Raw genomic sequence first — 22,457 nt, forward strand, 5'->3', positions numbered from 1 at the left:
ACATCGTTGCTTACCAGATTAAGCCGGGCCGATCACGCCCAGCCACGAATGCGGCCGTTGTCGATTTTATCGGCAGACATCGGCACCGTCAGGACTTTGTCGCGGACAGTTTAGGTCCATCCGGTGACCCGACTTGCCGACCACCACGATACGGAATTCCTATCGAGGCCTAGGCCGCTGGCACGGTCACTGAGCCCCAGCAGCCGATAGCATCTCGAACTCGTCGTCGGAAAGGTTGATCTCGGCGGCGGCGACGTTCTCCTCCAGGTGCGCCACCCGCGACGTCCCTGGAATCGGCAACATCACCGGCGATCGCTTCAGCAACCAGGCCAGTGCCAGTTGCGACGGCGTCGCGTGATGGTTGGCGGCGATACGCTGTAACGGTCCGTCCGGGGCCGCCAGCGGTCCCGCGGCCAGTGGGAACCACGGGATGAAGCCGATGCCCCGGCTGGTCACAGCATCTAACAGTGGTTCGGCAGCTCGCGCCGACAAGTTGTACATGTTCTGCACCGACACGATCTCTGTGATCTGCTGGGCCGCGGTGAGTTGATCAAGGTTGATCTCGGACAGACCGATGTGGCGGATCTTTCCTTCGTTTTTCAATGTGAACAGCTCGCCCACTTGGTCGGCCAGTGGGAAGTTTGGGTCGATCCGGTGCAGCTGAAACAGATCGATGGTGTCGACGTCGAGACGGCGCAGGCTCATTTCCAGTTCTTGACGCAGGTAGCTCGGATTACCCAGCGGGATCCATACGTCCCGGCCGGTTCGCACCAAACCGGCCTTAGTTGCGATCACCAGCCCCTCGTAGGGATGCAGTGCCTCGGCAATGATCTCCTCGGAGATGTAGGGGCCGTAGGAGTCGGCGGTGTCGATGAAGTTCACCCCCAGCTCGACGGCGCGTCGCAGTACCTGCACGGCCTCGTCGCGGTCAACGGGCGGGCCCCACACTCCTTTACCCGTTAGGCGCATCGCGCCGAAACCAAGTCGGTTGACCTTCAGGTCGCCACCGAGCGCGAACGTTCCGGATGCCTGGGCCAGAGCCTGATGGTTTTGTGAGGTCACTTTTACGACTGTACGCCAAAAAGGCCGCATTTCTGAGCGCGGCAAGCCGAACAGGTGCGTTTCGATGCGCTATGAAGCAATGCCGCTGACCCACCGGGCGGTGGGCGCGACTGTAGTCGGCTAGCTGCTCACCAGACATATGACCATCTACGCATGCAGACCGAAATCGGCCGGGGGACAGCAGCGTTTCGCGTAAGCCGTCGACGCCGTCCTGCATTGGGACATGCAATGCGGAACTGGCCGGTGCGTGCGAGTCACTTCCGAGGTCGCCGTCGTAAGGACGGTGGTGCTGGTTCGAATGAGGTTCCTAGCTGCGTCGTACCGAGTAGTGGATGTCGTCGACAAGCCCGCTCTACACGGGTTCTCCTATGGGACTTTGCGGAGTGCGGCGAGGAACGGTTTGCGGTCCACTTTTACCTGGCGGAACCGGTATGGCGGCCTGCTGGCGGCCCAACGTTTCACCGGCAACCGTTGCGTGCGCGTAATCCGATGTCGTAATAGCCGGACAGGAGAAGCAGGTCGACGATGATTGCGGCCACCCAGGTACCGATCTGTAGCGCAGCCTTCGCCAGCATACCAGCCGCAATCTCAAATTGCTCCCACGAGATACTATGCACTGGTCGGCGCTGCCAGAAAATAGGTCGCTAATGTAGCCAAGTACATTCTCTAGTAATGCGGTTGGGTCAACAGATTGAAAAATTTTTCTAACCCAAAAACAATGGGGGCGATAGTCAATATGGTGCGTAGCACCAGGTATGCTGGATTCTTTAGCTGATTTCGTAAGGGCAGGGATTGCAGCAGCCGGCTTGGCACTTCAAGACTATGAAATTAAATTATAGTAGTTTTAGTTTGATAAAGTGTTTATCAGTTAGAAAAAGGAATGTATGTATGGGGTGGCGTAGCTTCATCAGTGGCGTGCTGCTGGGTTTGGTATGCTTGCTGACCTAGCAGCTTAACCAGTTCTACCGGTTCGTCTGTGCTCAATCAGCACTGGTCGGCCGTGACCAGGCAGCCGATCCCGTTGGAATTCCGCGTCACCAGGCCAAATTCACTTGGATCCACTTACGGCCCAGGGTCTGTTGGAAAGCGACTATGCAGGCCTGATTGACCGATCCGGTCCCAGCACGGGGCGAACCTCCAGGCGGCACCACAGGACCCGCCGCGACATCGTGGTCAGTCTCCCGTAACGGGAATACGAGTTGCCCGGACGACTGATGGTCGTGGCCATGGCGCAACCAGCTAACAACGGAGAACCCGTCATCGAAGTGCTGAACCGCGTCGCTCATGACTACGGGTAGACTATCGGCGTTTCTGCCTGCAGACAACTGCCCATCGAGCCTCGCGCTGGACGGCAGCCCTATCTCCCACAGGTGGAGAGCGGACTCCGCTCGCCCGAGCGCATCGTTTCGATAACCTCGTTCATTGAGGCGTCGTTGCCGATCATCCCTAGACCCTGACCGGGGGCGTCAACGGGGGAGGTGTGTGCAATCGTCGACTGCGATCGAGGCAATCTAGATCGGCACGCACTACAGAAAACGCGCCGAACAAGGCAGAACCACGGCGACATCGAAGATTCGAGTGATTGTGGTATTGGGTATTGGTTGCCTTTGTCGCGCTTGGGGCCCGACAGCTGCTATTGCCGGTCACCGGCTCTGGGCATGTTGCCAGGTGCGTGGCCCACCCACGCCCCGCTCGCGCCGGCGACCAATACCTCGGTCAGTCTGCGGGACAAGACGATTCCGCCTTGGACAAACGCCGACACCGCATCCACGACGCCGTCAAGAAACGATAGCGTACTGCAGATCCGCCAGCAACCAGGATCTCGACACAGGCGTCGATCGCTTGACGGGTTCTGAGGCTGTCATGTACGTGTGTGACTGTGGGGATTTCGGCGTCATGCGCCTGACCAAACCACGACCAATCCGCACCGCTGCCGGTAGACTGAACATCGTCGGCATCGACGATGTTCAGTCTACCGGCAGCGGTGCGCGATCAACTCAACGCCGCCGGCGATCCCACCCATTGGTGCGTTAATGATCGGTACCCGCAGACCGAACTCCTTGATCAGAGAGTCGATAACATCGCTGCGCGCTATTGCGGCGAGGGAGCGATGCTTTCAACACTGTCAGGATGATCACCGAATCCTCAACCGTGTGCAGCGCGTGCCGTTGCTATGGAATTGCTACGTAGTTAACAGCCTTGCCATCCCGGGCGTCGCCACCGACAGTAAGGTAAAGGTATAAGTGACTGCTCAGCACCTGCAATATAACCGCACTTAGGCTGTAGTGTTCCGACAGATCGTGGCTGACAAGCAGCGCCAGCACGTTCTGGCAAAGTTAGTGGGTATGACCACTGTGGAGTGTGCGGTGAAGGCATTGACACTATTGAGACTGCATATTGCGCTGCCAGTCCGTTCGGGTATTTATCCGGAGTACTCGTTGGCCAAGTTGGTCAATACACGTGGGGAGCAGCAGTATCGTCTTTAGCCTGAATGATCCGACGAGTGTCGGCTGCGGTCCGGACAACATGCCCTGGCTGGACGATCCAGGCCTGTTCCTCCGGTCATTGCGAGTTCCGTCTCAGTGGCTGGACTGGCTGCTGCGTGATCCCGGTAGCTTCAGCGGCTCGTTCGTAAACAGCTTCCTGGTTAACCGGGTACATGCTGCACTCGGGCGAGCTTATCTAGCTCGGATCGACCGTGCTTTACTTTGTAGCAGCGCAGTAGCAGCGCAGCACCCGGCGATCGTCCCGTCCACCTAGCCAGGCTTCCTGACATCACTGGACGACGAGATCGAGCTTGTCACCAGTCACAAAATGCACAGACTGACGGCGCTAGTCGAAATCACCAAGGCCCTATAGCAGGGAACTGGACAAGATGACCATCCTGAAGACGATCGTCGACAAGGGCGTCGAGCTCTGATGAAGGTCGAGTGCGGGTTCCGGGTCCTAATGCATGCCGGGGAACTCTAAATTCAGGGTGGTGCGCAATCGCGAAAAGACGGGTATTCAGAACCCGTAGAAGCCGATTTCGCGCTCCGTGTGCGACAGTGCCCTGAAAGTTTTTGAGCCGATGCTGACAACGGATGCGTGGACCGCGTTTCGCCGACCCCAGTATATAACCGCACTGGAAGTGCGCTCGCTTATCTGTGTGCCACTACGGCTGAAGGGATCGTATCCTTGGCGCGTTCTAAGTGGACAGCAAGGTTGTGCTGGCGAAATTTGATGAGGAATCGCAGAATCTTCTGCATGCCTTCGCCGAACCAAGTGGCCATCGCCATCGAAAACGCCCGGTTTTTCGACGAGGTCGCCGAGTTTGCGCGAGGAGGAGAATAGCGTCCGCCAAGTGTTCCAAGAAATTATGTGCCTGCTGACATCGACCGGTGAGGCACTCAAGATCATGGATGGTGGGCGTGTGCGCTCGAGGTACATAACGACTGTGCTTTTTACCGACATCCGCGGTTTCACCTCGATCAGCTAGAAGATGTTAAAGGAGGGCGTAGTCAGTTCCACCAATCGACTGCCTGCAGCGCATGGTCGACATCGTTTTCGACGAGGGCAGAAGCGTCGACAAGTTCATCGGCGATGCTGTGATAGCCGTTTTTTTGGTACACCGGTGCCTAATTACGGATGACGCCACCTGTTCCGTCCGCGTGGCGATGCGCATGATGGAGGAAAGCGGTCGCTTTAACGACGATCGAGGTGACTTAGGTGCAGCCTTCCCAGTGCACGAGTTGCCGCAGGTACAAGTCAAGGGCAAAGAGTAGCCGCTGCAGCTGTACGCAGTGCTGAGCGAGGCGGTCGTTTTCCACCGCAATCGAAATCATGCCTTACTCAGCGGCCCGTGAATCAGATACGGTGCGCTTTCGGCAACAACCGCAGGCGAACCGTCATCAGCATTGTCGCTGACAAGCTCCAGTAATGGCGGACTGCTCCGCTACCCCGGCTGGTGTTACCGCAATGATGACCCGCTCATCGTCGGGAAAGCTCGGTGTCCAACCCGGGTGCAGTTGCCGATCGAGCATGATGTGATGCGCTCTTGCTTCTCCGTCCGAAAAGTTAGTTCGCGCAGTACACCTTGGAGACGTTCTGGTTGGGATTGGCCGCGGCTACCGCTGTGAACGTTTAGGCGATGTTGAATCAGCTGTGCGACGCTATTAGTCTCGGCTCCGTGGTGGACGGTTACACCAGATTCACGCGATATGTGGCCATCGGCGACAGTCAGACCGAAGGTTTATGGGACGGTGACGACACGGTCGGGCTTCTAGGATTTGCTGATCGCCTCGCCGCACTGGTCGATGCAGTGTATCCCGGTTTGGCATACCCTAACCTCGCTGTCCGCGGTAAGTTGCTGGCCGATGTACTCACGGAGCAGGTTCCGCAGGTACTGGCTATGAGGCCGGATCTCATCACTGTGTGCGCCGGGATGAACGACGTTATCCAGCCTGGACGATCGTTCGGCCGTGCGCTTGCCGATCTTGAATCCGTGTATGCCGCCCTGGCCGAATCGGGGGCGACGATAGTGACGACAACCTTCCCCAACGTCGTGCAGTTCCTCCCGCTCGGACGACTTGCAGCCGGGCGACTGTTGCGCATTAACAATGCGATCACCGCTGCCGCCGGCCGTTACGGGTTAAAGCTCGTCGACCTTTATAATGCAGCCTCGATGCACGATCCGGCTACTTGGGACATCGACCGCGTACATGCGTCTACCAAGGGGCATATCCTGTTTGCTGCCGCAGTCGCCGAAGCTCTCAATTTGCCCAACAGTAACCATGATTGGGCCGAATCGAGTGGCAATCACACGCAGGTGTCATTCGGGGTCCGCAGTTATGAGCAGCTGCGCTGGATACGGGAAATTTTTATGCCTTGGGTGTGGCGACGGCTGCGTGGCAAATCTTCAGCCGATGGGCGAGTACCTAAACGCCCGCGGTTAGAACGTGTTAGCGTGCCACACTTAGAACACCACGACGCGTCAACTTGACGCTAAGAACCCGCGGCGCGCATCCCGGTCGGGCATTCTGGACACATGGACGTGGATGCCCTGCTGCAGTCAATCCCACCACTCGCGGTCTACCTGCTGGTCAGTGGTGTGGTCGGGGTCGAGAGTTTGGGTATTCCCCTGCCGGGAGAAGTCATGCTGGTCAGTGCGACGTTGTTGTCGTCGCGTCACGACCTGGCGATCAGCCCGATCGGTGTCGGTGTCGTCGCCGTGATTGGCGCCGTAGTCGGCGACTCGATCGGTTACACCATCGGCCGCCGATTTGGCATGCCGCTCTTTGACCACCTTGGCCGGCGGTTTCCGAAGCACTTCGGTCCGGGGCATGTAGCTCTGGTCGAGCGGTTGTTTAACCGCTGGGGTGTGCGGGCGGTCTTCTTTGGTCGTTTCATCGCGCTGCTGCGCATACTCGCTGGGCCGCTAGCGGGAGCGTTGAAAATGCCCTACCCGCGCTTCCTAGCTGCCAACGTTTCGGGCGCCATCTGTTGGGCGGGTGGCACTACCGCGCTGGTCCACTTCGCCGGGATGGCCGCCGAACGCTGGATGGAACGATTCTCTTGGATCGCGCTCATCATCGCCGTGGTGATCGGCATCATCGCCGCAATCTTGCTGCGCGAACGAACGTCACGCATAATCGCCGAACTCGAGATGGAGTACTACTGTAAGCAAAATCCCCAGCGCTAGCCGCTCCTAAAGCCGTTTGACGCCCCCCTTAGGTTCGGAGTGGGCCCGGGGGTTGCTCGATGAGAATGCAGGCCATCTCCTGAGGCATGGTGCGCTGCACCCGAGCCAACCATAGCCGCGAGGTCAGTGGCCACTCTTCATCAGGTGGCCACCCTTCATCAGGAAGTACCATGACAACGCACACTCATCAACATCGACTAGCTTTGGTCACTGCGGCACGGCGGCGCACGATATCGTGAACCTTGTCGATGTGAGCGATGCAGGCCGGTCCGGCGGGATGATCCGCGTCGATTCGGACAACAATTTTGAAAACGAGTAGCTTTCATAACCATCGCCGCCTTGGAACCAGTTGTGGAGGACATAAAGATCACCAATAATTTTCCCTCAAGAGTATCGCTTAACATTAGTCACTGCACTTCGAACAACCTATGAGTCCAAAATTGTTCGCGACGCTCCAGCATCGCCAGTACCAAGTCGTTCTTCGTCGCGTAGTGGCGGTAAAGAGTGCCCTTCGTGACACCCCGCTCGTTCGCTTACCTCGTCGGCGCCTATCGCGTGGATGCCACACCGGCGGAACAGCACATATGCCGTATTTACGATCCGCTCGCGAGCCTGGGCGGCGGGCGTCACTTCAAACGCTAGTCGTCACTATCCTCACCGTACCCCCAGGAAGTCGATATAGACAGAGCGCCCTAAATTTCATTATAGAAATGAAAGCATCGAACTTGGCTGAGAAGTTTGGCTTTAGCTAACAGGATGGACGTCCATACGGACGTTTTAGCGCCAGGTGATTTAGGGAGTCCATCATGCATTCTCTTACGATAGATACATGGCTCCACTCAACGTAACCCCCAGTACACGGCTTGTTTACGAGTTAAGGGATCCGTACAATATTCTCAGAGCAACTATCGATCGCAGCAGTCAGGTGGTGCTGATTAACGCAAGCGGCTAGTTCGACTTATGAAACGAGTACACTTTGCGCCAGCTGATCAGCGAGGCGACAGAGTCTTTGGTTGTCGAAGTCAACGGCTTGGATGTCATGGCTTACTGCCCGTTCGCTGTACTAACCGACCAGGGGAATTGGTGTCACCGTTGCGGTATCGAACTGCGTCGGGTTAAGTCGCTAGCCGATCATGGCTCGACTGGTCGAAGCATGTGGGCTCAGCGGTGTTCTGCACATTTTTTCGACCGCGGACGCCGCGCGCGACAACCATGGCCAGCCGGTGACGCGGCGGTCAGCGACCGGACGATTCGGTTTGCGTCATTCCTATTTCTAGGTTGTTCCATATTGGATCATGGAGAATTCGCAACGCCGAGCTAACCTCTGCGTGTAACGTCGCTAGCGAAGAACATGGAAGGCGTCGTGGACGTCGTACTAGGGATATCAATGGGGTCCACGGTGATCCGGATTGCTTTATCGAAGGCGAATGTGCTTACGATGCTTTTGTAGACGAAAACGACTTTCGGCGTCATTGTGCATGACCCGGTGGCTTCATAGCCGTACCCGCGCAAGTGCTTGCGACGATTCTGCTTACCTGGGAAGGCACTGCCGCAGGTGGAGACCAACTAACATTAACCGAGGTTGGCTTAGAAGGGATCTAACAGAGGTCGCGGCATCTCTGGCCCAAAACGTTGGTTGCGGAATTGGCTACCAGCGCACCGCGATGCTGCTCATTGAGCCGGGGATACGCGACAGTCAGCATTGTCGGCTCCAACGACGGTTCAGTCACTGACGTGCACCAGGAACCGCTGGAGCTTTCTCCGCGCTGTGCTGACTTTGTCGAACAGCTGGACGCCATGCCCACCGATTTCGATGAGCAAGAGTCACGCCCATAAGGTGTGTTCATTGTCCGGGAGCGGCATCGACATCGCTCCGTTCAAGCCGGCGTTCTAAATGGTTACTCCGCTTAGAGCGGGTGCCCCCAAAGAACCGTAGATGGCGCTGGACCGCGGGGTGGCGTTGCCATCAGCCAATGTGCCGTTGTTCGTTTCGTCCACCGGCGCACTGACTTACACGCAGGATCTCTCGAACGGCACGATTGCCTTGAATATGTCCCCAGTGTTGCTAACGACCCTGCAAAGGCCAACGCCAATAAATAATTATTATATCCGATCCGTTGCGCTAGACCAGACTCGACAACAACGTAAGCCGGTGTTGTTGGTCAGCATCGCGTTGGCGGTAATGTTCATCGCTGCCGTGGTGGAGCTGGCAGTCGTACTGGTGATCACTATTCGCACGACGGTCGTTTCGCAGTCCAGCCCTAAGCAGAATCTCATCGTGCCGACCCTACAAACCCCCGCTTACCTCGGTGTATGAGTCTGCACCGCTGTCTGTCCTCACCGATGCCCGCAATACCGGTCCCAGCTGTGTCGTCCCCCCACGCCGGTTCCAGAGGTTCCGGTGCTCGTTCCGCTGCCGCTATAGCGTTCTCACTACCGGTTCAAACATCCAGCCTCCGGGTGAACCTGTCAAGTTTTCCGGTTTACCTATAGAGTCCACCAGTACAGGTTCCAATAGCGCGGCTGCAAATGCCCATCCCCGAGCCACCCGGTACAAACTACCCAGCTCTAGACCATTGATACAGTTGTCAACACTCAAGCAGCCGGTGCACTTACCGGAGCTCGAAGTTCCCTCGCGGTGGTCTCTTTCGCAGCACTGTCGGCACCAGCCACGCCCCAAGTACCAGTGTTAATTTCCCGCTTTGGTAATTAGTTTAGCGCTATACTGCGAGTAAGCAAGCCAGCCCGATTAGGCCGACCGCCACGATGGTGGCACGCAAAGCATTTGGCGATAACTGGCGAGCGTAACGGGTCCCAACTAATCCTCCGACCAGCGAGCCCGCTGCGATCAGGCCAGCCGTCGACCAGTTGATCCGATCGAAGGCCACCAGCGTATAGCCAACTGCCGCAGTAATATTTACCAACATCGACAAAAGGTTCTTAGCTGCGTTAAGGCGCTGTATCGACTCTGGCAGCAATGCACTCATTATGCTGACCAGCAGGATGCCTTGCCCGGCAGTGAAGTAACCACCGTAGACGCTGACAGCGAAGGTCCCGAGCGCCAGCATAGCCATCCGGGCCGGTGTGATGTGTTCGGCGCAGCGGCCGGCCGCTTTGGCCCGACGCCGCGCCCAGGACTGAATCCGCGGCCCGGCCACTACTAGCACCAACGCCAGGACGAGAAGCATTGGAATGATCGAGGTAAACACCTTCTCAGGCAGGTGCAGGAGCAGAAAGGCGCCCAGCGCTGCACCGGTTAGCGACACCGGGATCTGCCAGCGCAACCGACTCCACCGACCGCCTAACTCGGCGCGGTAGCCCCAAGTAGCCGATACACCGCCAGCCACTAGACCTACCGCGTTAGACATGGTTGACGTGACCGGTGAATAACCAAGCGCGACGAGCGTTGGAAACGTGATCAAAGTGCCAGATCCGACGAGCGCATTAATCGCGCCAGCACCGAACCCGGCCAAGCCGATCGTAGCCAGGTGTGAAACCAACACTCCGGGACCTTAGTCCGACATAGGGTTGCACTGCCAATAACAGTGGACTAAATCACGTCGCACCACCGCGGTCCGGCGCGAGGCGCCTCGGGGCCGAGGTCTACTCCGGTGTGGAGCTTGACCGAGGCTGAGCTTTTTGCTGATCGAGCTCACCGGGTCCGATGGCACTCATTTAGGTTGACCTGGTCAATCACTGATCGCTGGCGGCGGGATCCGGTGGGTGAGAATTCCCGTTGACAGGTGAAGTCTATGAACAACGCAGTAAGTGTGACTGGGTATTTGATGGCGACCAAGTGCCTGGCGCCATCGATGGTGTAGTGGTGGGTATTCGCAAAAACCTCGACGTTTGCCGGGTAGCACGAACCTGTCAGTATGGCCATTGACGAGTATGACCGGGTTTTAATCAACTCCCAGGGCGGCAGTCGATAGCCGCGCGCCTTGACACGGCAAGGAACACCTCATCCCTTTATAGCTTATGCACCAATACTACATATGGGCTACATTTGGCGGTGTAGTCATAGTTCAGCTCCCGGACCGCGGGTCAAGACCTAAGTGTTCATAATGCGACCAGGTGATGATTGTGTGCCACGTGTCGTCCATCGATCCATCCGTAGCGCTCGCTATTCGCCAGTCTCCCGTGCCCACACTCTCCCGTAGCAAACGCCTGACGATTAACTGCCGTCTTCTGACCAGGATCTTTTTGGTGAAAAATGCTTTACCTAATCAGGTATAGCTAGTCATCGTGGGATGACCATAATCGTGCAGCACCTAACCTCAAGCTGCTCTGCAGATTGTACCTATCAATAAAGGTCAGCGAGCGCCACGCATTTCGACGACGACAAAGCGCGGGGTGTACCCGACGCTCGGCCGGGTACCGTTTCCGGTTGTGACTCGCAGTAAGGAATGCGTTTGACTAACCCAATCCGTAATAAAGTCAACGTAGCCGGCGATGCCCGAGCGAATCAACCTGTGGGCGAGTACCGGCTACGCCACGCCATGGCTGCGCCACTGACGGTAGTGTAAACCATGACGCCATTTACTCATTCAGAGGATCTATGTCACGTGTCGGCGCCGGACGGAGTACCAAATTACTATAGCGATTCGCCCTGGTGAGCGACAGTGGTCCTGGGCACAGTGGATGTTGCGGATTCGTCGTACAGCGGGCGTGTTACACACAGCCGGTGTAGCGCAGTGGCCAGTGCGTGGTATTCCCGGACGAGAACCACCCGACTTGCTTCCACATTCTGCCTGTGGCCGCGTTGATTGGCGCGGTGGCTACCATCGTCAATTGTCGAGTAATCGGCGATGAACTCGGCTACATGCTCAGGACGCACGAGTGCTTTTCGTTGGTGCCAAACTGCAGTCATCAATGGAGGCAATTAGCGAGCGAGTCCCCGGTTTGGTACGCATCGTTGTGGTGGGTTATGGCCCTAGTCAGAACGAAGACCAATACGAATCCTGGCTCGCTGCAGCCCTATCGGTCGCCGCCGACCCACATGGTGCCGACACTGATACTGCCCTGATGATCTACAGTTCGGGTATCTCCGGACAGCCCAAAGTGATTGGGCTAGGCCGGTGCGCTTTGGTCAACCACCTCGAGCTTGTCCTAGCTGTTTCACTTCGGCAAGAGGGACATCAACGTGGTCGCGATGCCCCTGTTCTAAGTCTGTGGGTTTTCGTACACATTTTTGGTATTGGGGCTGGGGTACACTAACCAGCCTGACCCGCGAACCCGGAGCCGCAACGCTAATCGGCGCTCTGAATTTCGGCGCGATATGCTGCTTTGATGCCCCCGGTGATTGCCCGGTTCCTGGAAGTCGGCCACGCGGCGGTCAGCGCCTTCTCCGGCCTGCGTTATGTGGTGTACGTAGCAGCCACTGTGCCTATGCTGTAGTGAGTACTCGCAGCCTTGCTCCACATTAATTTCATCCAGCTGTACGTACAGACGAAACTGTGCAACGCGATCACTGCCCGAATCGGAAAAACACTGCTATTCCAGGAGACTCAACGTGTTGTTGTAACACGGAAAAGAATTGCTGAGCAAAGAAATAAAGATCGTTGATCCCGAATCAGGTAACTGATAAAATACCGGACAATCCGGCAAGATTTGAGTGCAAAAAATTTTTTAGTGCAAAAACTGCTATCGCAATCAGCCATAAGCAACTGTCTATACAATTACCGCAGATGGTTAGTTGCGCAACGGCGACATCGGGCACCTCGATGCCGACGGTTATTTTATACATAGAGGACTGGTTGAAAGACATGATCATCACCGTCGGCGAGAACGGGTACGGACCCGAGGTGGAAGCGCGCTTATAGGAAATATTGCCGTTGCCTATGCCGCGGTAATAAGTGCTTCCGAAGACTTCTGTGGTGAATTCGTCAAGGCGATCGTTGTCACCATCGCTACCGAAATCGAACCTAATGGCATTATCGAATTTTTGCTATCAGCATCTGGAGGGCTACACATGCCCGCAAATCTTTTACTGCGTAGCAGCGATACCCCACGATGCAAGCAGTAAAATCTTCACAGCTAAGTTTCAGCAGCACTATTGGAAAGAAAGGCCGCGCGGAATTTAGGTACCCTCAGAATACGAACTGATCCTCGATGATGCCGATAACACATGCTGGGTGCCGTTGCACGGTGGCAGGTTTTGCACCACAAGACACTTCTCGCATCGGTGTCGACATGGGTGCAACATCGGCGCGGACCAACGGTGCGCCGGAGCTGTACTGGATCGCCTGATGCGGGCTCCCCTTGAGGACCGTTCCAACGGGATGGCTTTGCGGGAACTTAAGTTTTAGCAAAGCCAATCCCTGCTTGACTGGTTACCCTATTTCATCGTCCTTACCGAGATATTGGTCTTATTCTTGGTGCCACGACTCGTTGTCGTCCGGAGACTAAGAAGATCGATAATGGTCGCTCTCCACCCAACCTTGACCGGCCACCTCAGCGTTGGTAAGACTTGCATCCTTAGCAGAAGAGCGTAGAGGGTAGGTAGCACTGGCCACTCAGTATCAAGCTAGCGAAGTTCCTCAATTTCTGCCGAGGGCGTTGCCGCAACGGCAAATGGATGCGCAAAAAGATGGTCGCTTTTGCCTCTAGTCTGTGCTTATTGGCCGCGGGAGCATGGACCGGTCCATCTTCTCCAGTCTGCTCTAATCAAAGGTGACTCCAAGTTAAGTTTTTTTCGGCGCACTCATGGATCGCCACACCGGTCGCCGACTAGTCCGGCTCGGGGGCTTGCCTCCCGGCAACATAAAACGCTTTGTGTCGCGCTTGTGTACCGTCAACACCCTGCCTGAGGCGTCTCTCAACACCACGACACTGATCCAGATAATAACCCGCTAGATACTGCTCAAACCAACCGGAATTACCTCCATATCTCAATGCGGCAAGCACCTAGGCCGCACGTCTTACCGTCGGCGCGTCCACTTTATTTGTCATCGGCCGAGATAGTGTTGTGGCTCACTTAGTAGAGCCGATGCAACTGCACTAGACACTGCATGGTGGCCTTAGCGACACAGCTGATCCTCCCACGTAATCAACACTGTATGGCTATCCACCTCTAGTGGTAATGTACGCGGCTTTGTTGACCGTGAAGTTATTGAATTCCAGCATTGTTTCGACAAATTTTAAGCAGCCTGAAGAACTAATGGACCGAGTAGATATTTCGTACTGTATTTCCAAATGGTTCCCACAATGCGCTATCTTGAATATTAGCAAGCTGTGATAGTACCAAGCGTGATGATAAATTACGTTAGGATAGGCGAAACCATTGGTATCCAGAAAGTCCGTTAGCTCACACTGGCAATACGTATCGGTGTCATTATAACCATTTTATTGTATTAGGTGGTGACAAAAGTATTGCGTTCGTCAACATGTAGGGACCCGCCAAGCATCTCTGATTTCTAACGGATTCTGTAAACACCGTTTGGTCTCGTCATGTACGAGGCCCCCAACCTAGGATACAATTACAGACACAGCAAATCTATTGATAGCTTCCACCAGTATGGTGACCAAATTTTGACTAGATCTGTTGTTCAAAAATAATTTGCTAGCGCGGCAGCTGATCAGCCGGTAATTTAACAGTTGATTTATCTAGAGATGGCAAATATAACGACATTGTGACCCACAATTTAGCACTTGCCATCGTGTGTGGTGAACGGTAATGGAATCATTAGTGTCCCACAGGTCATGACGAACTATTTCTGTTACTGTGGTGTCAAGCCGCACATCATTGACCGATTCGGCAACAATTTTATTCCAGATGGATTCAAAGCCTCGTGAGAGCATGCTCATTAGTGCATTTTGAGTGGGCTCGGTGGCGCTTATTTTATGCTCGTGTTGGTTGTAGAGTCGCTGTGACCGCTTCCGAAATCTTACCCACTACTTCAGCACCAAACCAGTAAGTGCTGTAGTAGGTTGTTATGTGTGGGATATTCCCGTGACAGATTAGTGGTGTTGTGTAGAAAGAAAGGAACTTTCAAGGGTATAAAGAGTTGCTATGCAGAAAGTCTGAAAACGTCTCGGTGAGCAGATATTGAGAATCAACAGGCGCCCTGAGGGATGTTGTACGGTGGCCTACCGCAAACCTCTTCGCGCACAAAACAAGAGCATTCGATCCGGGTAGAAGGCTCTGAAATAAGGTTTGATGTCAACATTCGGATGCCGGCAGCTAATGAAATATTCGCAGGTAGGACAAGTAACGTCTTATTCGGTCGCTGTGCCGCGGTGGCTTTGTGCCGATATTGACACCAGGTCGTTACGCCAAGTGCGTAGTTTTAACTGCTTCAGTGCCTTTTTCTGCGTTAATGTTTAATTCTATAGTGTTGGCTGGTGTAGATACATTGTGCTATTGGGGGTTTTGAGATGGAACTGGAACTCATTCGCCTTTTTTCCGATCGCTAAATTACCCGAAATTGCAGGTTTCCTTGTTGGTTTTTCTAACAGCAGCAAAGCTACCGTCACTTAACGCTGTGTAACACCATTTAACTTAACTAGGACGTCAGGTTGTCGGTATCTTTCAGCTCAACTGTCGACTACAAACCTGGCTACGAATTACACCATATTTTATTTTAATAGACTTAGTTACATGATGTAAAGCCGCAACACAGGGTGTGGTACCGGTCCGGGATGCAACTCGCGGTTATGCACTTCTGCATACCGCTTAACGGCTTTCCGTAAAGTGCTTGTAGCAACACTAATTATCGTTGTCGTGATTGCCTAGCCCAGTGCCCGACGAATACCGCGACCGCAACCCGGACTTCGTTACGCAGCCACTGGCACGCACGGATAGCCAAGGATCAAGAGTGGAGGTAAGCTATGTCAAGGTTTAGCTATACCTAGCTAAAGTATTTGTGAAAAGTTAGGGCGGATCATGCTCAGGCGTAGGCAGATCTCACAGGGTCAATCTAGTTCGCATTCGTCCGGTTCGGTGATCCCGCTAACTCAGTTTGTGCCCGGCCAGCGGGCGATCATAGTAGGCACGGTGCACCACGCAACATCTGCTGTCGTGACTCGGCTACAGCAACTGGGTTTTCGTTCGGCGGCATCTATCACAGCGATCCGTGATATCTAACAATCTACCGGGTGCAAGACATCGAACTGCGTCTCCATCGCCGCTAAGCGCGACTGATCGAAGTTGTTCCAGTAGCACAGGGATGACGTCTTGCCTACGACGACGTTAGTGGCCTCATTGCTCTTGCGGGTACCCACCGAGTAGTACTGGTCGGCAATCTGAACGTCGGTAAGACCATGGTGTTCAATCGTTTGGCCGGGTTACGCGCACAGTTGGGCTCTTTGAACCGATGGCAGCGGTCGCTGATCCCCGCCGTCTGATCACAACGCTATCGATTCCCGGGGAAAATCGGTGCTCAATTTCGCTGATTACGTTGCACCACAAGCGGATCAGCATCAAATTAAAATTGATCATGTTGTGCTGCAACCGTTATGGTGCTTCGTCGTCTTCTTCGTGGTTATACTTGTCTTCTTCCAAGTCGTGTTCACCATTGCGGCGTCACTATAGGATTTGATCGACCAAGGGCTCATCTTGCTGGACTGCCAGGTCGCCGGTCATTACGGTAACTCCCCGCTGACAGGTATACTCGGCGACGGGATTATCGGCGGCGTCGGCACCGTTCTGCAGTTCATCCCGCAGATTGCACTGCTGTTTTGCTGATTCCGCTGCTGGAAAACCTGGGCTATATGACATGAGCTGCATTTCTCATGGACCGGGTAATGGTCAGACCGGACTGGAAGCCTGCGCTTTTTCACCTTCTGTACTCGTTCTCCTGTGTGGTCTTGGGCATCGTCGTCATCCGAACGTTGCCATCGTTACGTAACCGAATCGCCATCATCCTGTCTGCGCCGCTGATTACCTATTACGTTCGCCTAACGATATTCACGTTGCAGATAGGTGTGCTGGTCACGTCGTATAGACGATGGTGGGGCCTCAGCGCGCAGGGAGTGATGATGTTTTTGTTGTATCTCAGCGGTGGCGTTCCTCATCGCGTGGATGTTCAAGTCGACGATCCTGCGCAACAACCTGCTGCCGTTCACCGTGGAGCTTTCACCTTACACCTTAATTGGTTTTCCTACTCCAAAACTGTGCTGGTGACCATGTGGGGTGCGGCGAAGATGTTTCTGAATAAGGACGAACTATCCTTCTGGCTATGTCAGTGGTGTTGTGGGCGTTTTTTAATCTGCTACTGCGTACGCTTAGGCCGCGTAGTTGTCCCCGGACGACGTCACCACATACGTGGTAGACCACAGTTATGCCGCGGATATTGGCAAAGTCATCGAGCCGGTGTTCAAGCGACTCGGCTTTAGCTGGCGCACCGACGTCGCATTGCCCAGTTCTTTGGCGGCTTGGGAGGTATTTGTATCCACACTCGGCCAGATGGTGGTGGCAACAAATTCCAACGAACCGTTTGAGGAGTTGTCCACCATGACTGATGATCGTAGGAACCGGGAATTTACTGCGCCGGCGGTCATTGCGCTGTTGGCATATTTCATGTTTGTGCTGCAGTGTATGTCGACCATTGGGGTGATGCGCCGTGGGATCCACTCGTGGTGATGGTCGGCGTTCACGTTCAGTTACATGTTTGTTTTTGCTTGGGCGATGGCGTTCTTTGCACGATCGATTGCGATGTACCCCATGGCCATCGCCGATCCGCAGCAACTGCGCTGGGTGATCGCTCCTGATGATTTCTCAACTACCGGCACTGTCCGACAAGCCTCAGGTCGTTTTGGCGCACTGCTGGAAAGTGGGGTAATCGAGCAGCTGGTCGTGCGTATAGTCGACGTGTTGATCACGCTCAGCATCGGAAGCAGTTGGAGTGAAATTGATGACCAGCCCAAGAAGCACTTGTCGACGCGTTACTGCACCCGGCAACTTGATGGGTCGACGCGGTAACCGATGACTCCGCCAATTTGGCGGAAATCGCCAGCAAGCTACTCATGAGAGTGATCGGCTCCCTAGCGGATCCCAGTTTGGATCAATCGAATTAGCGTCGGTGACTAGAACCAACGTGGTGGTTCGGATGTCTGGTACTTGTACAGGTTTCCCGGCAATGGGCTCCACACTGCACAACAAGTTGCAATGCGAATTCCGTTGACAGGTAGGACAGCGGGTAACTGTTTCCAGTGAGACTTGTTCAACTCTATATATCTCTGGGTAAGAAGCTGTTCTTGTTGCTGGTCCGTCGAACTATCCGTCACAAACGTTCTTGCCAAAAAAGCTAAGTATGTATTAGATTTTCAAGAGGAATTCAAAGGTATCTGTCTCGGCTTGCTGCAATCACATCTGAGCCAGTCACGTATTCCGTGGGACCTGATTCATCATGCAATGATGAATCAGGTCCCACGGAATACGTACGAATGTAGTACAGACCTTTATGTGTTGCGCTTACTTAAGCTACTCCACCAACTCGATAAGTTCCTGTTCAACCGCCGCTGAACAGGAACTTATCGAGTTGGTGGAGTGCAGATCTACGCGCCGTTCAGGCCACAGATACGCATCTCTGCTGACGTAATCGACTCCCGTATCACGGGATGCTTGCATGCATGAGCCCAAGTGACACTCTCCAGCAGGCAGGCCATTCATGATCACGGTGGTGGATACATTACTAAATGAGCCGCTACCTGACCCTTTTGAGTCGTAACAGGTTCCAGATGGCTCTTTTTCGTTTTCCCATGACACAACGCGGCTATGGGGGCTGTTGTCATACAGGAGGGTCTTATCCGTTTTCCTTGCGGGATACCAGCTGACTTCGTAGTGAGCGCGTTGTGAGCTTTCCGATGATTGGCGTCTTGGCGTTGCAAGGCGATACCCGTGAGCACTTCGCCGCGCTGCGCGAAGCCGGGGCCGACTCCATGCCGGTACGTCGCCGTGGCGAACTGGATGTGGTTGACGCGCTGGTCATTCCCGGCGGGGAATCCACCACCATCAGCCACCTGCTTCTCGACTGCGAGTTGCTAGAGCCATTGCGTGCGCGCTTAGCCGAAGGGTTGCCAGCTTACGGTGCATGCACGGGCATGATTCTGCTGGCCAGTGAAATCCTCGACGCTGGCGCGTGCGGGCGGGAGGCGCTTCCGCTGCATGCTATCGATATTACTGTGCGGCGCAACGCCTTTGGCCGACAAGTTGACTCATTTGAAGGTGATATCGGGTTCGCCGGTCTCGTTGATCCGGTACGGGCGGTGTTCATCCGTGCGCCCTGGGTGGAACGGGCCGGCGAGAGTGTGCAGGTGTTGGCCCGAGCTGCGGGCCACGCTGTCGCGGTGCGGCAGGGCTCGATGTTGGCGACGGCGTTTCACCCGGAGATGACCGGTGACAGGCGCATCCACCAGTTATTCGTTGACATCGTCAACGGAGTTGCCTGAGTGTCGGGAACGTGCACATCAGTCACAATCTGTACCACCAACGAATGGCGGGGTGATTTCGATAAAGTGATACTATGTTATCACTTTATCGAAATCACCCCGCCATTCAAACCGGCATGTCTCAAAATTCTGTGACGCTTGGGGATACTGAGGCGGTCCCGGGAAGTGGGCGGCCAGTCAGCATGAGACACGTAGACTTGCTTGGGCGACTGTCAGGCAACAGAAGAGGTTCTAAACACTGATGAGCGGCCATTCCAAGTGGGCCACCACCAAGCACAAAAAGGCCGTCATTGACGCTCGTCGCGGCCGGATGTTCGCCCGGCTGATTAAGAACATTGAGGTTGCGGCTCGTGTCGGTGGCGGTGATCCAGTGGCCAACCCAACGCTCTACGACGCGATCCAGAAAGCGAAGAAGAGCTCGGTACCCAACGAGAACATCGAACGGGCGCGCAAACGCGGCGCTGGCGAGGAGGTTGGTGGCGCCGACTGGCAAACCATAACCTACGAGGGCTACACACCCAACGGTGTGGCGGTACTGATCGAATGTCTGACTGATAACCGCAACCGCGCAGCCGGTGCGGTGCGGTTGGCGATGACTCGCAATGGCGGTGCCATGGCCGATCCGGGGTCGGTGGCCTATCTGTTCTCCCGCAAGGGTGTGGTCACCTTGGAGAAGAACGGTCTCACCGAGGACGATGTACTCGCCGCGGTGTTAGACGCCGGCGCTGAGGAGGTCAACGACCTTGGTGACAGCTTCGAGGTGATTGCCGAGCCAGGTGATCTGGTTGCGGTCCGCACCGCATTGCGTGATGCTGGCATCGACTACGAGTCGGCTGAGGCCCGTTTCCAACCGTTGGTCAGCATGCCGGTCGACCTCGATGGCGCCCGCAAGGTATTCAAGCTTGTCGACGCGCTAGAGGACAGCGATGACGTGCATAATGTCTGGACTAATGCCGACGTGTCCGATGAGGTGCTGGCCGCCTTCGACGACGAGTGAGCCACAGCCGGACACACCGGGTTAAGATGAAGTAAGACCGAAAAGTCGCTGATGGATATGGTCATCGGCAGATTCCATAGTCATAGCCGTGTCGCCTGTCTTCGATGGTGCGTGGATTCTGGAGAGTCGACGGGCCGAGTGTGAGCGGCCCGATGTCGCCGGAAAACACGGTGGTCGTTTCGAGTACTTGCGGGTTGAAGAATCGCCGCGACGAAGCGTTGGCCGGCATGCCGAGTGTGGGCGCGGTGTCACCTGGGTGCGCCAAGATCAATCCCCAATAACCGAAGGTGGGCACGTAGACGTGGTAAGGTGTAGCAGTCGGTACAGATGCTCAAGACTACACTCCAAACGTTATCGGGGTGGGGGAAGAGCTGCTTGCACAACATATTCGGCCTTGTAGGGTCCAGCGCATGTGGAGCCAAATACACAGAACTCGGTGGAATACAACCGCCTCAGCATGAGCGTATCAGGGTCGGGAAGGTCGACGATGACCGCGTCCGTCGCGGGTCTTCCGGCCCTGTCCCCAGAGCTACCGAAGCCGCCAGCAATTCTCGCAGGCCTGCCCACACCCTCAAACTGCCGGTCCCGTCTCCTCTGCCGACCCTGCCACACACATGCGGACCCCAACTTGGTCTGTTCAAGGCCTGCACATAGTTGCAGCGGTTCCCGGGATCTGCGATCTCACGTTGTTGTGTGGTGGCCGGGGGTGTTGGTGTTTGTGGCAGGAATTGTTGGTCGGTTTCATAGGTGGCAGGTGAAGTAGTGTTCTGGTGTGCCATCGCTGGCCGATACGGTCGGGAGTTTGGTGGGCTAGCCTAGATCTTGTTGGCGCTGGGTGTTGGGGGCGCTTTCGGGTGCATGCTATGGCTGTGGGGTGTCTGTTTGTTCACCGGCCCTCGGCCAGCCGGTGTGCCCCCGGCTGTGTTGGTGCCGTGTTGGTTTCACAGTTCGTCGATGACCTCGCAGCCGGTGATGACGCGTACGGCGGTGCTCTAGCCTAGGGCAGTACTTGACTTTTTGTGGGGATCGACCGCGGAAGGAAGATAAAAGCCATCCACGGCGTGATCTGGTGACTTGTGCGCGTGGCGGGCTAACACATCACCAGAAAAGCGCAACTGATCCCCGGCCACCCGCCACACCAGACGCACCCCCAGCATCGCCAGCTTCGATGTCGCGGCCGGTGACCAACACCAACTACTCGGCGGCCCTTGCAAGCAGCCCACCTACGCCGCGACCAACCCTAAACCACCAACACAACCCACACCACCGATCCCCACCACATAACCCACCACACCCCTCAACCACACAAAACCAAACCAGCAAGAAATAACCACCAACAACCAGCACAACCACACCATGAGGATTGGCCGGAGCCATCGAGCACCAGTACCGAATGTGCATTGTTGCCGAGTGCGCGGTAGACGAGGCTCTCGGTGTACTGGTAGTCGCCTTGGTTGGAGAATTGTAGACTCCCGTCCAGGCACAGCCGCATGTCGTTAATGCGTTGAGTTACCGCGACCTCCTGGTGGGCGGTGCGGTGTGCCGGTAGGCGATATAGGGTCGGCGTAGAAACGTTGATGGTTGGTTGTCTCGATCTCGCTGAGCACTCAGCCAGCGTGGCCAACCGCCCGAGCGGCCGCGCACAGCGTGCACAACGCCGTAACGAACTCCGCTGTGGGCACGGCTCGACGCAGCAGAAAGATCGACACGATGATCGCAGCGACCAGGTTTATGATGCTGTGGTTGTCGTGGCGGGGATCATCCCAGCTGTGGCAGCAGGGCGAAGGGTCAGACTAGCCTGACGATTAACGAGCCCAGGTAGTCGGCTGCGGCGAGGTTCGCCAGCGTGCGGCCGGTAGCGGTGACATATCCCGATATCTGTAGTGGGTTTCGTAAAGCCGCGTTGCAGCAGCACCTCGGCGCGGGGGTAATGTGGTCGGTCGGCGTTGTACTCACCGCCAGGACTCGTCTTGACCCCGTCCATAAACGCTTAGAGTGCTGTTGCGGACAGGTTGCCGATCTGGACGGTGAAGTTCATGGCTGTTGTCGTCTTTGCTATACGCGTTCCACCGGGGTCTTCGTGGCGACCGCCGGTACCGTTCTATAGTGATCCGGGGGTGAACCCTGGGCCGAGGAATATGAACGCGCCGTAGCTGTATCCGGTGCTGGGTGGTTAAACGCGGATGCCTGCACATACAGTTGCTGGACAGACAGACCTACGGTCACCATGTTGTTGCTGTAGCGCAGGTATTGGTTGGTGCCATTGGCAGCGCGCCTCAGGTGTCTGATTAGTCAGCGAGTGTCTGTGCTATACTCGCGTCTGCCATC

At 55.6% G+C, this 22,457-nt stretch carries 22 protein-coding genes and 4 pseudogenes; 17 read left to right on the forward strand and 9 right to left on the reverse strand.

What is annotated here, in order from left to right; translation table 11 throughout:
* Positions 1 to 186: 186 nt before the first annotated feature.
* Positions 187 to 1,092 carry an aldo/keto reductase gene (locus tag MLPF_RS02955; RefSeq protein ID WP_045842481.1) on the reverse strand — a complete coding sequence of 302 codons (906 nt, stop codon included), beginning with the start codon at positions 1,090 to 1,092 and terminating at the stop codon, positions 187 to 189.
* Between the two features lie 178 nt (positions 1,093 to 1,270).
* Here MLPF_RS02955 and MLPF_RS16940 point away from each other — a divergent pair.
* A pseudogene (locus MLPF_RS16940) lies at positions 1,271 to 1,591 on the forward strand (DUF1990 family protein); the annotation flags it as partial.
* Here the strand turns inward: MLPF_RS16940 and MLPF_RS02960 are convergent.
* Positions 1,521 to 1,679 carry a hypothetical protein gene (locus MLPF_RS02960; protein WP_162196864.1) on the reverse strand — a complete coding sequence of 53 codons (159 nt, stop codon included), beginning with the start codon at positions 1,677 to 1,679 and terminating at the stop codon, positions 1,521 to 1,523. The pseudogene MLPF_RS16940 and the gene MLPF_RS02960 sit on opposite strands and share 71 nt — an antisense overlap.
* A 315-nt stretch (positions 1,680 to 1,994) precedes the next feature.
* On the opposite strand from MLPF_RS02960, the pseudogene MLPF_RS16945 reads away from it, so the two are divergent.
* Positions 1,995 to 2,357, forward strand: a pseudogene (locus tag MLPF_RS16945) (transcriptional regulator); the annotation flags it as partial.
* 735 nt (positions 2,358 to 3,092) lie between these two features.
* Here the strand turns inward: MLPF_RS16945 and MLPF_RS02970 are convergent.
* Positions 3,093 to 3,425, reverse strand: a pseudogene (locus MLPF_RS02970) (cupin domain-containing protein); the annotation flags it as partial.
* 97 nt (positions 3,426 to 3,522) lie between these two features.
* Here MLPF_RS02970 and MLPF_RS02975 point away from each other — a divergent pair.
* From MLPF_RS02975 to MLPF_RS02990, 4 genes are all read left to right on the forward strand, one after another.
* Complete coding sequence (locus MLPF_RS02975; RefSeq protein WP_236684853.1) at positions 3,523 to 3,822, forward strand: FHA domain-containing protein; 300 nt, start codon at positions 3,523 to 3,525, stop codon at positions 3,820 to 3,822.
* Between the two features lie 770 nt (positions 3,823 to 4,592).
* Complete coding sequence (locus MLPF_RS02980; protein ID WP_045842485.1) at positions 4,593 to 4,826, forward strand: nucleotidyl cyclase domain-containing protein; 234 nt, start codon at positions 4,593 to 4,595, stop codon at positions 4,824 to 4,826.
* A 365-nt stretch (positions 4,827 to 5,191) separates the two neighbouring features.
* Positions 5,192 to 6,043 (forward strand): SGNH/GDSL hydrolase family protein, encoded by an 852-nt coding sequence (locus tag MLPF_RS02985; RefSeq protein ID WP_045842486.1) that lies wholly within the window; start codon positions 5,192 to 5,194, stop codon positions 6,041 to 6,043.
* A gap of 45 nt (positions 6,044 to 6,088) precedes the next feature.
* Positions 6,089 to 6,742 carry a DedA family protein gene (locus tag MLPF_RS02990; RefSeq protein ID WP_045842487.1) on the forward strand — a complete coding sequence of 218 codons (654 nt, stop codon included), beginning with the start codon at positions 6,089 to 6,091 and terminating at the stop codon, positions 6,740 to 6,742.
* A gap of 407 nt (positions 6,743 to 7,149) precedes the next feature.
* Here MLPF_RS02990 and MLPF_RS16950 read toward each other — a convergent pair.
* Positions 7,150 to 7,263 (reverse strand): annotated as a pseudogene (locus tag MLPF_RS16950) (TetR/AcrR family transcriptional regulator); the annotation flags it as partial.
* 1,123 nt (positions 7,264 to 8,386) lie between these two features.
* Here MLPF_RS16950 and MLPF_RS02995 point away from each other — a divergent pair.
* Positions 8,387 to 8,578 (forward strand): hypothetical protein, encoded by a 192-nt coding sequence (locus MLPF_RS02995; protein WP_156146953.1) that lies wholly within the window; start codon positions 8,387 to 8,389, stop codon positions 8,576 to 8,578.
* A 100-nt stretch (positions 8,579 to 8,678) separates the two neighbouring features.
* A complete protein-coding gene (locus tag MLPF_RS03000; protein ID WP_045842488.1) occupies positions 8,679 to 9,059 on the forward strand; it encodes a hypothetical protein in 381 nt (126 codons plus the stop codon).
* A 403-nt stretch (positions 9,060 to 9,462) separates the two neighbouring features.
* Here MLPF_RS03000 and MLPF_RS03005 read toward each other — a convergent pair whose 3' ends face one another.
* Entirely contained in the window at positions 9,463 to 10,230 is a 768-nt protein-coding gene (locus tag MLPF_RS03005; protein ID WP_175266333.1) for a sulfite exporter TauE/SafE family protein, read from the reverse strand.
* A 1,351-nt stretch (positions 10,231 to 11,581) separates the two neighbouring features.
* Between MLPF_RS03005 and MLPF_RS03010 the strand changes: the two genes are divergently transcribed.
* The 8 genes from MLPF_RS03010 (at position 11,582) to MLPF_RS03030 (ending at position 20,129) form a co-directional block, all read left to right on the forward strand.
* Entirely contained in the window at positions 11,582 to 11,959 is a 378-nt protein-coding gene (locus MLPF_RS03010) for a hypothetical protein (RefSeq protein WP_050038906.1), read from the forward strand.
* A 3,984-nt stretch (positions 11,960 to 15,943) separates the two neighbouring features.
* Positions 15,944 to 16,087, forward strand: coding sequence for a GTPase (locus tag MLPF_RS16955; protein ID WP_156146955.1), 144 nt, complete (start codon positions 15,944 to 15,946; stop codon positions 16,085 to 16,087).
* 211 nt (positions 16,088 to 16,298) lie between these two features.
* Positions 16,299 to 16,427 carry a hypothetical protein gene (locus tag MLPF_RS15515; protein WP_272946071.1) on the forward strand — a complete coding sequence of 43 codons (129 nt, stop codon included), beginning with the start codon at positions 16,299 to 16,301 and terminating at the stop codon, positions 16,425 to 16,427.
* Positions 16,428 to 16,742: 315 nt separating this feature from the next.
* Entirely contained in the window at positions 16,743 to 16,865 is a 123-nt protein-coding gene (locus MLPF_RS15520; protein WP_272946072.1) for a hypothetical protein, read from the forward strand.
* A gap of 114 nt (positions 16,866 to 16,979) precedes the next feature.
* A complete protein-coding gene (locus MLPF_RS03015) occupies positions 16,980 to 17,324 on the forward strand; it encodes a nucleoside recognition domain-containing protein (protein WP_082082302.1) in 345 nt (114 codons plus the stop codon).
* A gap of 81 nt (positions 17,325 to 17,405) precedes the next feature.
* Positions 17,406 to 17,663, forward strand: coding sequence for a hypothetical protein (locus MLPF_RS03020; protein WP_237817240.1), 258 nt, complete (start codon positions 17,406 to 17,408; stop codon positions 17,661 to 17,663).
* 872 nt (positions 17,664 to 18,535) lie between these two features.
* Positions 18,536 to 19,132, forward strand: coding sequence for a pyridoxal 5'-phosphate synthase glutaminase subunit PdxT (gene pdxT / locus MLPF_RS03025; RefSeq protein WP_045842491.1), 597 nt, complete (start codon positions 18,536 to 18,538; stop codon positions 19,130 to 19,132).
* Positions 19,133 to 19,373: 241 nt separating this feature from the next.
* Entirely contained in the window at positions 19,374 to 20,129 is a 756-nt protein-coding gene (locus tag MLPF_RS03030; RefSeq protein ID WP_045842493.1) for a YebC/PmpR family DNA-binding transcriptional regulator, read from the forward strand.
* A 61-nt stretch (positions 20,130 to 20,190) separates the two neighbouring features.
* On the opposite strand, the gene MLPF_RS03035 is transcribed toward MLPF_RS03030, so the two are convergent.
* Complete coding sequence (locus tag MLPF_RS03035) at positions 20,191 to 20,424, reverse strand: hypothetical protein (protein WP_045842494.1); 234 nt, start codon at positions 20,422 to 20,424, stop codon at positions 20,191 to 20,193.
* Between the two features lie 530 nt (positions 20,425 to 20,954).
* Here MLPF_RS03035 and MLPF_RS03040 point away from each other — a divergent pair.
* Positions 20,955 to 21,125 (forward strand): hypothetical protein, encoded by a 171-nt coding sequence (locus tag MLPF_RS03040; protein WP_237817104.1) that lies wholly within the window; start codon positions 20,955 to 20,957, stop codon positions 21,123 to 21,125.
* Here MLPF_RS03040 and MLPF_RS03045 read toward each other — a convergent pair.
* The 3 genes from MLPF_RS03045 to MLPF_RS03050 form a co-directional block, all read right to left on the reverse strand.
* On the reverse strand, positions 21,122 to 21,352 hold the full coding sequence (locus MLPF_RS03045; protein WP_237817102.1) for a hypothetical protein: 231 nt from the start codon (positions 21,350 to 21,352) through the stop codon (positions 21,122 to 21,124). The genes MLPF_RS03040 and MLPF_RS03045 overlap by 4 nt on opposite strands.
* Positions 21,353 to 21,478 (reverse strand): hypothetical protein, encoded by a 126-nt coding sequence (locus tag MLPF_RS15525; protein WP_272946133.1) that lies wholly within the window; start codon positions 21,476 to 21,478, stop codon positions 21,353 to 21,355.
* Positions 21,479 to 21,917: 439 nt separating this feature from the next.
* A complete protein-coding gene (locus tag MLPF_RS03050; protein WP_156146957.1) occupies positions 21,918 to 22,085 on the reverse strand; it encodes a hypothetical protein in 168 nt (55 codons plus the stop codon).
* Positions 22,086 to 22,457: the final 372 nt, after the last annotated feature.

Origin of the sequence: Mycobacterium lepromatosis (genome assembly GCF_000975265.2) — a bacterium.
Classification (GTDB): domain Bacteria; phylum Actinomycetota; class Actinomycetes; order Mycobacteriales; family Mycobacteriaceae; genus Mycobacterium; species Mycobacterium lepromatosis.